Source organism: Pseudomonas sp. JQ170C, from assembly GCF_035581345.1.
Lineage (GTDB): Bacteria > Pseudomonadota > Gammaproteobacteria > Pseudomonadales > Pseudomonadaceae > Aquipseudomonas.
Window position 1 is genome coordinate 1,464,470 of record NZ_CP141608.1, and the last position, 11,937, is coordinate 1,476,406.

12 protein-coding genes are annotated in these 11,937 nt (G+C 61.4%); 6 read left to right on the forward strand and 6 right to left on the reverse strand.

Annotation, left to right across the window (positions count from 1 at the left end; genetic code table 11):
- Positions 1-7: 7 nt before the first annotated feature.
- From U9R80_RS06720 to U9R80_RS06730, 3 genes are all read right to left on the reverse strand, one after another.
- A complete protein-coding gene (locus U9R80_RS06720) occupies positions 8-1,186 on the reverse strand; it encodes a vWA domain-containing protein (RefSeq protein ID WP_301837115.1) in 1,179 nt (392 codons plus the stop codon).
- Between the two features lie 17 nt (positions 1,187-1,203).
- Entirely contained in the window at positions 1,204-2,049 is an 846-nt protein-coding gene (locus U9R80_RS06725) for an AAA family ATPase (protein WP_028943141.1), read from the reverse strand.
- 137 nt (positions 2,050-2,186) lie between these two features.
- A complete protein-coding gene (locus tag U9R80_RS06730) occupies positions 2,187-3,260 on the reverse strand; it encodes a DUF748 domain-containing protein (protein ID WP_301837114.1) in 1,074 nt (357 codons plus the stop codon).
- Between the two features lie 132 nt (positions 3,261-3,392).
- On the opposite strand from U9R80_RS06730, the gene cysK reads away from it, so the two are divergent.
- From cysK to U9R80_RS06750, 4 genes are all read left to right on the forward strand, one after another.
- Positions 3,393-4,367 carry a cysteine synthase A gene (gene cysK / locus U9R80_RS06735; protein WP_301837113.1) on the forward strand — a complete coding sequence of 325 codons (975 nt, stop codon included), beginning with the start codon at positions 3,393-3,395 and terminating at the stop codon, positions 4,365-4,367.
- A 163-nt stretch (positions 4,368-4,530) separates the two neighbouring features.
- The gene (locus U9R80_RS06740) at positions 4,531-5,466 is read left to right on the forward strand and encodes an aspartyl/asparaginyl beta-hydroxylase domain-containing protein (RefSeq protein ID WP_301837112.1); all 936 of its coding nucleotides are present in this window, start codon (positions 4,531-4,533) and stop codon (positions 5,464-5,466) included.
- A gap of 139 nt (positions 5,467-5,605) precedes the next feature.
- The gene (locus tag U9R80_RS06745; RefSeq protein WP_301837111.1) at positions 5,606-5,767 is read left to right on the forward strand and encodes a hypothetical protein; all 162 of its coding nucleotides are present in this window, start codon (positions 5,606-5,608) and stop codon (positions 5,765-5,767) included.
- 107 nt (positions 5,768-5,874) lie between these two features.
- Positions 5,875-6,765: a DMT family transporter gene (locus U9R80_RS06750; protein ID WP_301837110.1), complete on the forward strand. Its 891-nt coding sequence runs from the start codon at positions 5,875-5,877 to the stop codon at positions 6,763-6,765.
- A gap of 57 nt (positions 6,766-6,822) precedes the next feature.
- Here U9R80_RS06750 and U9R80_RS06755 read toward each other — a convergent pair whose 3' ends face one another.
- On the reverse strand, positions 6,823-7,707 hold the full coding sequence (locus U9R80_RS06755) for a DMT family transporter (RefSeq protein WP_301837109.1): 885 nt from the start codon (positions 7,705-7,707) through the stop codon (positions 6,823-6,825).
- A gap of 186 nt (positions 7,708-7,893) precedes the next feature.
- On the opposite strand from U9R80_RS06755, the gene aceK reads away from it, so the two are divergent.
- Positions 7,894-9,609 (forward strand): bifunctional isocitrate dehydrogenase kinase/phosphatase, encoded by a 1,716-nt coding sequence (aceK, locus tag U9R80_RS06760; RefSeq protein ID WP_301837108.1) that lies wholly within the window; start codon positions 7,894-7,896, stop codon positions 9,607-9,609.
- Positions 9,610-9,671: 62 nt separating this feature from the next.
- Here aceK and U9R80_RS06765 read toward each other — a convergent pair whose 3' ends face one another.
- The gene (locus U9R80_RS06765) at positions 9,672-10,538 is read right to left on the reverse strand and encodes a DUF6279 family lipoprotein (protein ID WP_301837107.1); all 867 of its coding nucleotides are present in this window, start codon (positions 10,536-10,538) and stop codon (positions 9,672-9,674) included.
- 146 nt (positions 10,539-10,684) lie between these two features.
- Here U9R80_RS06765 and U9R80_RS06770 point away from each other — a divergent pair, with 146 nt between their 5' ends.
- A complete protein-coding gene (locus U9R80_RS06770; protein ID WP_301837106.1) occupies positions 10,685-11,521 on the forward strand; it encodes a CvfB family protein in 837 nt (278 codons plus the stop codon).
- Here the strand turns inward: U9R80_RS06770 and U9R80_RS06775 are convergent, their stop codons facing one another.
- Positions 11,522-11,905, reverse strand: coding sequence for a hypothetical protein (locus U9R80_RS06775; protein ID WP_301837105.1), 384 nt, complete (start codon positions 11,903-11,905; stop codon positions 11,522-11,524).
- Between the last annotated feature and the right edge of the window lie 32 nt (positions 11,906-11,937).

Sequence of the window (11,937 nt, forward strand, 5' to 3'; positions counted from 1 at the left end):
AAGCTATCTATTTGGACAAGAACCGCATCCCTTCCTCCAACCCGCGCAAGGTCAGCGGGAACATCCGGTCTTCGACCAGTTCGCGCACGATGTTGGTCGAGGTGGTGTAGTTCCAGGTTTCCTTGGGGTACGGGTTGATCCAGATGAGCTTCTTGTACTTCTCCATGAAGCGCTGCATCCACACATAACCGGCTTCTTCGTTCCAGTGCTCGACACTGCCGCCCGGTTGGGTGATTTCGTAAGGCGCCATGGCGGCGTCACCCACGAACACCACTTTGTAGTCGGCGCCGTACTTGTGCAGCAGGTCCATGGTCGAGGTGCGTTCGGAGGTGCGGCGCAGGTTGTTCTTCCACACCGACTCGTAGACGAAGTTGTGGAAGTAGTAGTACTCCAGGTGCTTGAACTCGGTCTTGCAGGCCGAGAACAACTCTTCGCAGGTCTTCACGTGGGCGTCCATCGAGCCGCCGATATCGAACAACAGCAGCAACTTGACGCTGTTGCGCCGCTCCGGTCGCATCTGGATGTTGAGCAGGCCGGCATCGCGGGCGGTGTGGTCGATGGTGCCGTCGATGTCCAGTTCGTCGGCCGCGCCCTGGCGGGCGAACTTGCGCAGCCGGCGCAGGGCCAGCTTTATATTGCGTGTGCCCAGTTCGACCTGGTCGTCGAGGTTCTTGTACTCGCGCTGGTCCCAGACCTTGACCGCCTTGCCCTGGCGCTTGCCGGCATCGCCGACGCGAATGCCTTCGGGGTTGAAGCCACCCGAGCCGAACGGGCTGGTGCCGCCGGTGCCGATCCACTTGTTGCCACCGGCATGGCGTTCCTTCTGTTCTTCCAGGCGCTTCTTGAACTCTTCGATCAGTTTGTCCAGGCCACCCAGGGACTGGATCTGCGCGCGTTCTTCATCGGTCAGCGAGCGCTCGAATTCCTTGCGCAGCCAGTCTTCCGGAATCAGCGCTTCCAGGTGCTGGTTGAGGTTCTCAAGGCCCTTGAAGTAGGCCGAGAACGCGCGGTCGAACTTGTCGAAATGCCGTTCGTCCTTGACCAGGATCGCCCGTGACAAGTAATAGAACTCGTCCATGTCGGCGAAGGTGACTCGCTGCTTGAGCGCATTGAGCAGATCAAGCAGCTCGCGCACCGACACCGGTACCTTGGCGGCGCGCATTTCGTTGAACAGATTGAGCAGCATGGCAATTGCCCCCAGGCTCAGCGGTTACCGCGACGGCTCATGAACGCCAGGCGCTCAAGCAGTTGCACGTCCTGTTCGTTCTTCACCAGGGCACCGGCCAGCGGCGGGATGGCCTTGGTGGGGTCGCGTTCGCGCAGCACTGCTTCGCCGATGTTGTCGGCCATCAGCAGCTTGAGCCAGTCGACCAGCTCGGAGGTAGACGGCTTTTTCTTCAGGCCCGGTACCTTGCGCACGTCGAAGAACACGTCCAGCGCTTCACTGACCAGGTCTTTCTTGATGTTGGGGTAGTGGACATCGACGATTTTCTGCAGGGTGTCGCGGTCCGGGAAGGCGATGTAGTGGAAGAAGCAGCGGCGCAGGAAGGCGTCGGGCAGTTCTTTTTCGTTGTTGGAGGTAATGATGATGATCGGGCGCTGCTTGGCCTTGATCGTCTCGTCGGTCTCGTAAACGTAGAACTCCATCTTGTCCAGTTCCTGCAACAAGTCGTTGGGGAACTCGATGTCGGCCTTGTCGATTTCGTCGATCAGCAGGATGACCCGCTCCTCGGACTCGAACGCCTCCCAGAGCTTGCCTTTCTTGAGGTAGTTGCGCACGTCGTGGACCTTGTCCACGCCCAATTGCGAGTCACGCAGACGGCTGACCGCGTCGTACTCATACAGGCCTTGGTGGGCCTTGGTGGTCGACTTGATGTGCCAGGTGATCAGCTTGGCGCCAAAGGACTCGGCCAGCTGTTCGGCGAGCATGGTCTTGCCGGTGCCCGGCTCGCCCTTGACCAGCAGCGGCCGCTCCAGGGTGATCGCCGCGTTGACTGCCAGTTTCAGGTCGTCTGTGGCGACGTATGCGCGGGTGCCTTCGAACTTCATGAACCGATCCTCTAACGTAGCGCCGGGGTACATGGCCCCTGGCGGAAAAATTGTCATGCACGACTATAACGCGGGCTCCGGCTGGCTGGGAACGCAGGCGCCTCATTCAGTCTCTGAATGAGGCGTCACATCGTGACTCAGTCAGACTTGGGCGCCGGTTGTTCATAACGTGCGTTGAATGCCTGGATGAAACCGTTACGCAGGATCTGCAAAAACGCTTCAAAGGCGCTGATGTCGCTTTTATGCACGCTGCCACTCAATTCCACCCGGGTGGCGAACTGGTTCTTGCGCTGGTTCTTGAGGACGGTTTCACTGCCGCCCACCAACGCCTCCCAGATCGACCGGAGGAAGCCCTTGTCTTCCTCCTTGACGTCTTGTTGCCAGTTGAACACATCGACGTCGCGCAGTAAGGGCTTGATATAGCCATTGAGTCGGCCTTTTTGTGCTTCGGCTTCGATAACCAGGTCACCGTGGCCGGCATTGAAATCGAACTTGCCGTAGGCACTGGCAAAGTCGTTGAGTCGGCGCAGCTGTATGCCGGTGGCGCGCAGGCGGAACTGGAAGTCGTCGAAATCGCTGAACGGGTCGAAGGTGGCGCTGCTTTGCACGCTGGCATCGCCCAGTAACCTGGCCTTGCCTTCAAAGCGGGCATCGCGCCGGCCCTTGAGGTCCTGGACATTGGTCAGGTTGCGGATGCTGGCGTCGAGCTGCGTGGCCTTGAGATTGACCGGCGGCTTGGAGTTGAAATTGCGAAATGTCAGGGTGCCGTTGTCGATGCGCACTTCGTTGAGGGTGATGGGCACCAGCTTTTCCAGCTGTTGGCGCCAGTCCGTGCCCTGACCGGTCTGGGACGCCTGTTTGCTGGGGCCATCGACGAAGTTCAGTTCGGGGCGCATGAACGCCACCTCGGCGACCACGGCGTGGTCGTACCACAGGGATCGCCAACTGACCGACAGATCAATCAGCGGGGCTTGGAGAAACGGCACGGGGACTTTGCCCGTGGTCTTGACGATGGTCAGGCCGTTGATCGTGTACGCGCCGCGCCACCAGGCCAGGTCGACGTCGGTGATCTGGCCGCGGTAGTCACCCATGTCGGCGAGCTTGTCGTTGAGGTAGTCGCGCACCAGCCAGGGCAGGGCGAGGTGCAGGCTGACCAGCAACAGCACAATGGCGAGCAGCCCCCACAAGGGCCAGCGATAGCGGCGTTTCATTGGCAGCACTTCCATGAGGGATATAGATCGGTTGACTCCTGTCAATCGCGTCGGTTCGTTGCATGTGGACGCACTGGCGCGGCAGGCTTACCCTTGAAGTTTTCCGTCCGCTGTATAAATAAGGACCCCGCCATGAGCCGTATCTTCGCTGACAACGCGCATTCCATCGGCAATACGCCGCTGGTGCAGATCAATCGCATCGCCCCTCGTGGCGTGACCATCCTGGCCAAGATCGAGGGGCGTAACCCGGGCTACTCGGTCAAATGCCGGATCGGCGCGAACATGATCTGGGACGCCGAAAGCAGCGGCAAACTCAAGCCGGGCATGACCATCGTCGAGCCGACCTCGGGCAACACCGGCATTGGCCTGGCCTTCGTCGCCGCCGCCCGCGGCTACAAGCTCCAGCTGACCATGCCGGCCTCGATGAGCATCGAGCGGCGCAAGGTACTCAAGGCGCTGGGCGCCGACCTGGTGCTGACCCATCCGGCCAAGGGTATGAAAGGCGCCATCGAAAAGGCCGGCGAGATCGTCGCCAGCGATCCGGCCAAGTACTTCATGCCTGCCCAGTTCGATAACCCGGCCAACCCGGCGATTCACGAGAAAACCACCGGCCCGGAGATCTGGAACGACACCGACGGCGCCGTGGATGTGCTGGTGGCCGGCGTCGGTACCGGTGGCACCATCACCGGTGTGTCGCGCTACATCAAGCAGACCCAGGGCAAGGCGATCCTGTCGGTGGCGGTGGAGCCGATCACCTCGCCGGTCATCACCCAGGCCCGCGCCGGTGAAGAGATCAAGCCCAGCCCGCACAAGATCCAGGGCATCGGCGCCGGTTTCGTGCCGAAGAACCTTGATCTGTCGCTGGTCGATCAGGTCGAGCTGGTCAGTGACGAAGAGTCCAAGAGCATGGCCCTGCGCCTGATGCAGGAGGAGGGGATTCTCTGCGGTATCTCCAGTGGTGCGGCGATGGCAGCGGCCGTGCGCCTGGCGGAAAAACCCGAGATGCAGGGCAAGACCCTCGTGGTGATCCTGCCCGACTCGGGCGAGCGTTACCTGTCGAGCATGCTCTTCAGCGACCTGTTCACCGACCAGGAGAACCAGCAGTAAAAGGCCCTGGCGCTGATCCTGGGCAATAGGTGGGTCCTGCGGTTTGTTGCACAATCCTTAACACTGAATGACGGCCCCGGTTATTTTTACCGGGGCTTGATCGGTTTATGATGGCCGATTAATCCGGCAGTGATGGCCAGATCGAAATTCCAAGGAGTGTTGCATGACTGTTTCCTTTGTCGCCAAGGCAGGTGTATTGCTGCTGTTTTTCGGCAGTACGCTGTATGTTCACCTGCGCGGCAAGGCGCGTTTGCCGATGTTGCGCCAGTTCGTCAACCACTCGGCACTGTTCGCCCCGTACAACGCCTTGATGTACCTGTTCTCCGGTGTGCCGTCCAAACCTTACCTGGACCGCAACCGCTTTCCCGAGCTCGACGTGCTCAAGGACAACTGGCAAGTGATCCGCGAAGAGGCCATGCACCTGTTCGACGAGGGTTACATCCGCGCTGCCGAAAAAGACAACGATGCAGGCTTCGGCTCGTTCTTCAAGAAGGGCTGGAAGCGCTTTTACCTCAAGTGGTACGACAAGGCGCTACCTTCGGCCGAAACGCTGTGCCCCAGAACGGTCGAGCTGGTCAACAGCATCCCCAACGTCAAGGGCGCGATGTTCGCCCTGCTGCCGGGTGGCAGCCACCTCAATCCGCACCGCGACCCGTTCGCCGGTTCCCTGCGCTATCACCTGGGCCTGGCGACGCCCAACTCCGATAACTGCAGGATCTACGTCGATGGCCAGCCCTATGCCTGGCGCGACGGTGAAGACGTGATGTTCGATGAAACCTACGTGCACTGGGTGAAGAACGAAACCGACACCACCCGGGTAATCCTGTTCTGTGACGTTGAGCGCCCGCTCAGCAGCTCGCTGATGACCCGCATCAACCGCAACGTCAGTGCCTTCCTGGGCCGCGCCACGGCGCCGCAGAACACCGACGATGAGCGCGTGGGCGGGATCAACCAGGCCTATGCCTGGAGCAAGCGCTTCAGCAACGTCATCAGCAACCGGGTCAAGCAGTTCAAGCGTGCCAATCCCAAGGCCTACCGGGTGTTGCGCCCGGTGCTGGCGGTGGTGGTTGCCTATCTGCTGTATCACTGGTTGTTCTGATGACATCGCGGGGCAAGCCCGCTCCTACCGTTCTGATGGCATCGCGGGGCAAGCCCCGCTCCTACAGTAGGAGCGGGCTTGCCCCGCGATGAAGTCGCCGTTATATTCAGACACAGTTCACCTCACCGAAGACCTGCTCATGCCAGCTTCCCCTCTCACCACCGTATTCGCCACCGCGCCCGACGCGGTTGTAGTCGTGCGTGGGAGCCAGCAGCCGGCCATGATCAGTCACTACCCACCACCTGTCAGTAGCGTGGTCGTGTGCGTTGTCGCACCGCCAGGCGTGGTAGTGCTGGGCTAAGCGGCCAATCGCTGCGTCCCATCACACCTGCACCCTACTGAACACGGTTGACTGCCCGCAGCGGGCAGCACCGTTCGGCTTTTCTGCCCGAATTACAGGTGGCATTCATGTTTGCGCTCTCGAAAGAATCCGTGGCCTCGGCGGCCACTACCAGCCTGTTCGTCCTGCTCTGGAGTAGCGGGGCGATCGTTTCCAAGCTGGGCCTCGCCCATGCCAGTCCCTTTGCCTTTTTGCTGCTGCGTTCGGCCCTGGCCCTGTGTGGCCTGTTGCTGCTTGCGCCGCTGCTCAAACTGCGCTGGCCGCGCGGACGGGCAGGGGTGTTGCAGGCACTGGCTACCGGTGCCGTGCTGCTGGGTGCCTACCAGATCTTCTACCTGCTGGCGCTGAACACCCAGGTGACCCCCGGCATCATGGCCACGGTCATGGGCGTGCAACCGATCCTCACCGTGGTGCTGATGGAACGCCAGCGTTCCTGGAGCCGACTGTTCGGCCTGGGGCTCGGCTTGAGCGGGTTGATCATGGTGGTCTACCAGGGCATCGGCCTGGGCGGCATCTCCCTGGCCGGCATGCTGTTCGCCCTGCTGGCGCTGGCGAGCATGACGTTTGGCTCGATCATGCAAAAGCGCATCACCGACAACCCGATGGGCACCCTGCCGTTGCAGTACATGGCCGGGCTGCTGATGTGTGCGCTGTTTGCACCCTTCCAGCCGCTGAAGCTAGACATGACGGGCAGCTTCATCGGCGCCTTGCTGTGGATGGGGCTGGTGGTGTCGCTGCTGGCGACCTTGTTGCTGTACCGGCTGATCGCCCGGGGCAACCTGGTCAATGTCACCAGCCTGTTCTACCTGGTGCCGGCGGTGACGGCGGTGATGGATTACCTGATCTTCGGCAACCGCCTGGCGGCGCTGAGCTTGCTGGGGATGGGGCTGATCGTGATCGGCTTGTTGTTCGTGTTTCGCAAGCCGGCGGCAGGTGCGGGGCAATTGCAGGCTGATTGAGTGCAATCGCGGGGCAAGTCCGCTCCTACAGCTAGGAGCGGGCTTGCCCCGCGATCATCATTTGGTGGCGGGCTTGAGCACCAGCCACAGCGCCACGGCAATCAACAACCCACCCCACAGGTGCGCCATCGACAGCGGCTCATCCAGCAACCACGCGCCCCACAGCACACCGAAGGCCGGAATCATGAAGGTCACGGTGGTGGCTTTCACCGGGCCGATTTCGCTGAGCAGGCGGAAGTACAGGATGTACGCAAATGCCGTGCACACCAGCCCCAGTCCCAGCAGCGACAGCCAGACATCCCAGCCACCCCAGCTTGCAGGCGGGGCGGTCAGCACGCTGTAGCCAAACAACGGCAACAGCAGCAAGGTCGCGCCCAGCATGCTGCCCAACGCCGACAGGCGACTGTCCAGGCCGCCCGCCTGGTCAAGCCAGCGCCGGGCCAGAAAACCGGCAAAGCCATAGCAGGTCGTCGCCGCCAGGCACGAGATCGCGCCCTGCAGCAGGTTCTGGTCAAACGCCACCGGCCCCGCGCCACTGAGAATGCCGACACCGAACAGCCCCAGGAAGATGCCGCAGAGCTTGGCCAGGGTCATGGGTTCGCGAAAGAACAGTGCGCCGATCAACACGCCCATCAACGGCGTCGTGGCATTGAAGATGGCCGAGTAACCGGCTGGCAGCACTTGCGCCGCGACGGAGTAAAGCGTGGCCGGAATCCCCGAGTTGATCATGCCCAGCACCAGGCAGGCCTTGAGCTTGCCGTTGAAGTCCCAGCGCACGCGCAGCAGGGCGAGGATCACCATCAGCCCGGCGCAGGCGATGGACACGCGAAAGAAGGCGGTAGGCAGTGTGCCCAGCACGGGCGCGATGATGCGCATGAACAGGAAACTTGCGCCCCAGACAGCGGCAAGAATCAACAGTCGGGTGATGGCGATGGGGGTCATGGGCTATCCGGGTCCTTTTGGGCAGGGGCGCGAGTTTACGCCAGAACCTTTGGCAGCCTCTCTCCCTTTCTTGCGCTTGAATTGCACGGGCGGAGCATTTGGCCGATACAGCCGGGCCAACAGGCTTTCCCTGGCATCGGCGACTGGCTAAGCTCAGGCTCTGACATTCCCGCAGAGGTCTGATGTATGCCCCAGCAATGGCCGGCCGCCGATATCGCCCGGATGATCCTCAATGGCTTCGACGATTACCGTGAGCACTTTCGCCAGATCACCATCGGCGCCCGCGCCCGCTTCGAGCAGGCCCAGTGGCAGCAGATCCAGAGTGCTTCGGCCGCACGGATCAACCTCTATGAAGAAAAAGTCAACGAGGTCAGTGGCTGGCTGCGCCAGGCGTTCGAGGCCGACGTGCTGCTGGACGTATCGCTCTGGCCGCTGGTCAAGAGCGCCTACATCAGCCTGATCGACCCTCGACTGGACGATGAACTCTCGGAGACCTGGTACAACTCGATCTTCTGCAGCCTGTTCAGTCATGACCTGATCAGCGACGGCTGCATGTTCATTCACACCACCCGGCCGTCGCTGCGCAGTCACGAGCGCGCGGCGCAGACCCGCACCTACAAGCCCCAGGGTAGCCTGGGCAGTGTGTTGGTGCAGATCTTCGCCGACTACGGTTTCGATGCCCCCTACGGCGACCTTCAAGGTGACCTGGCCCGCCTTGAAGCGCAGCTGCGCGAGAACCTGCCGGACTGGGTCTGCAAGGACCCGGCCCTGGCGGTGGAGCTGTTTTCGCCGGTGCTGTATCGCAACAAGGGGGCCTACCTGGTGGGGCGCCTGTACACCCAGGACGAGCAGTGGCCGCTGGTGATCCCGCTGCTGCACCGCGAAGGCCATGGTATCGAGATCGATGCCTTGATCACCGACGAAGCCGATGTGTCGATCATCTTCTCGTTCACGCGCTCCTATTTCATGGTCGATGTGCCGGTACCTGCCGAGTTCGTCGGCTTTCTCAAGCGCATCTTGCCGGGCAAGCACGTTGCCGAGTTGTACACCTCGATCGGTTTCTACAAGCATGGCAAGTCGGAGTTCTACCGGGCGCTGATCAACCACCTGGCCGGTACTGACGATCGCTTCATCATGGCCCCCGGGGTGCGTGGCATGGTGATGAGCGTGTTTACGCTGCCGGGCTTCAATACCGTGTTCAAGATCATCAAGGACCGATTCTCGCCGTCCAAGACCGTCGACCGGGCCACGGTGATCGAAAAATACCGCTTGGTGAAAAGCGTCGACCGGGTCGGGCGCATGGCCGATACCCAGGAGTTCTCCGACTTTCGTTTTCCCTTGAGCAAGTTCGAGCCCGAGTGCCTGGCCGAATTGCTGGAGGTGGCGCCCTCGACGGTGGAGGTGCATGGCGACACGGTGCTGGTGCGCCACTGCTGGACCGAGCGGCGCATGACGCCGTTGAACCTCTACCTTGAGAACGCCAACGATGCGCAGGTGCGCGAGGCTCTGGAAGACTACGGCCTGGCCATCAAGCAGCTGGCGGCGGCGAACATCTTTCCCGGTGACATGCTGCTGAAGAACTTCGGCGTTACCCGTCACGGCCGGGTGGTGTTCTACGACTACGACGAAATCTGCTTCCTCGGTGAGGTCAACTTCCGCTACATCCCGCCGCCACGCTACCCGGAGGATGAAATGTCCGGTGAGCCCTGGTATTCGATCGGGCCGCACGACGTGTTTCCCGAAGAATTTCCCCCTTTCCTGTTTGCCGACAGCGGCCAGCGCCGCCTGTTCAGCCAATTGCATGGCGAACTGTACGATGCCGACTACTGGAAGAGCCTGCAGGAGGCGATTCGTGGCGGCAAGGTCATCGACGTGTTCCCCTATCGGCGCAAAGCCAGGTAGGAGCGGGCTTGCCCCGCGATGCGATGTGACTGTTGGATCGCTATCGCGGGGCAAGCCCGCTCCTACTGGATGCACTTCAATTCGCTGAAATCCTTGCGCACCTGGCCTAGCTTCTGCTCCAGGTGCGTACGCTGCTGCTCGCTGCTCTGGGCCATCAGGTCCACCAGCAGGCGCCGGGCCTCTGTTTCGGTACGCTGGTAGGCCAGGCGGTATTCCGGCGTCCAGAGGCTTTCGCGGTTCTTGAGCAGGCGCACCAGTTGCGGCTCGAAGCTGTCGCTGTGGCGCTGATCCATCGCCGCGCTGAAATGTGCCTGCCAGTTGGCGCGGTTGGCGATCCACTGGCGGTTCTGTTCGCCCAGGCCCTGTGACCAGGTCATGATCCGCAACCGTTGCTGTGCGCTGAGCTCACCCAGCCACGGCGTCAGGCGTTTTTCCATGCGTTCGGCGCGTTGCTGGATCTGCCGGGCCAGCGGCGTTTTCACATACTTGGCCTGGCGTTCGTTGATGTCCTCGGCAAAGGCCTCGCGTATCTCGTGGACTTGCTCGTCGTCCATCGCCCGCAGCAGTTGGGCCGCCGAGGGGGTGATCTGGTCGGCGACCTTGGCGATGGCCTGTTTCGCTTCCTGGGTGCGCAGTTGCAATTGCTGTTCAGTCACCTGGTTGTCGGCGACCATCTGTCGGACTTCGTCGATCCAGGTCAGGTAGCCCGGCAATTGCGTGCGGCAATGCCACGCCAGGTGCTGCTTGAGGCGCTGGTTGAGCCAGGTTTTTTGCTGGCGATTCATGTTCAGGTAGTCGTTGAGCGACCAGGGCACCAGCACGTCGAGGTTACGATAGGCCAGGTCGATACGGCTGCAGGCCAGCACCAGAACGGCCGACAGGGCCAGTAGCAGGAGAGTGCGCAGGTACTTGGACAGGCAGGCGTACATGAGCGAATCCTTGCAAGGGCGTGCTTGAATTTATAGAACAGCACACGGCACCCCGGTTCCTTTTTACCGATGGGCAGCCAACGGCGACCGGGCGGTGTGGCCGGTTCGGGTGTAGAATGCCGGGCTCGCAACGAGGATTTCCGGAAATGGCTTTAGTTGGGCGTTACAACAGTTTGCAAATCGTGAAACACACGGACTTCGGCCTGTACCTGGACGGCGGCGCGGATGGCGAAATCCTTCTGCCCAACCGCTACATCCCCAAGGACACGCCCACCGAGGTCGAAGACTGGCTGAACGTCTTCGTGTACCTGGACAGCGAAGACAAGCTGATCGCGACCACCGAGAAGACCAAGCTGCAGGTCGGTGAGTTCGCCAGCCTCAAGGTCAAGGAAATCAACAGCATCGGCATCTTCCTGGACTGGGGCCTGCCCAAGGACCTGCTGATGCCGTACTCCGAAGAAAAGCGCCAGATGCGCCAGGGCGAGTACTGCGTGGTGCATGCCTACCTGGACAAGCGCACCCGCCGGATCACAGCCACCGCGCGCCTGGACCGCTACCTGGACAAGCTGCCGGCCACCTACACGGTGGGCCAGGAGGTTGATTTGCTGGTGGTCGAAGAAACCCCGATGGGCTTCAAGGCGATCATCAACAACAAGCACTGGGGCCTGATTCACAAGAATGAGGTGTTCAAGTTCCTGCGTTCGGGCAAGCAGGAGAAGGGCTACATCAAGGAGATGCGCAGCGACGGCAAGATTGCCCTGAGCCTGCAGCCCATTGGCCAGGACCTGGCCAACAGCCTGCACGACAAGATCCTGGCCAAGCTCAAGGACGCCAACGGCATGCTGCCGGTCAGCGACAAGAGCGATCCGCAGGTGATCAGCGATTTGTTCGGGGTCAGCAAGGGCAACTTCAAGAAGGCGATCGGCGCCTTGTACAAGGATGGCCGCATCGTCATCCACGCCGACCGCATCGAACTGGCCTGATCAGGCCTGGCGAAAGCCTGCGAAGTTCAGGTTTTCGCCGCCCGGACGCAAGTCCTGGAGCAACGAGTCGCGGTCTGCGCTCAGCGCCAGGCTGATGGTGGAGCGCCGCTTGCCGGGGTGGCGCACTTCCATCTTCTCCAGATGGGCCTTCAAGAAATTCACCGGCACCTTCAGGTGCTGCAGCTCGTCGGTCTCAGGCGTGTGCAGCAGCAGGTTGACCCAGTCAGCCGCGTCTTTTTTCAGCACCAGCTTCACCGGCACATCGAACCACCACAGGCTGCGCTTGGTGTCGAGCACGGCAAACAGGGTGTTGTCGCTGGAAAGTACCGGTCTTTCCAGTTCCTGGTTGCGACGGGCAATGGCGGTGGGTTTGTCGAGTTTCATGCAGGTTCCTACGGGTGACGCTTGAAAGGTCG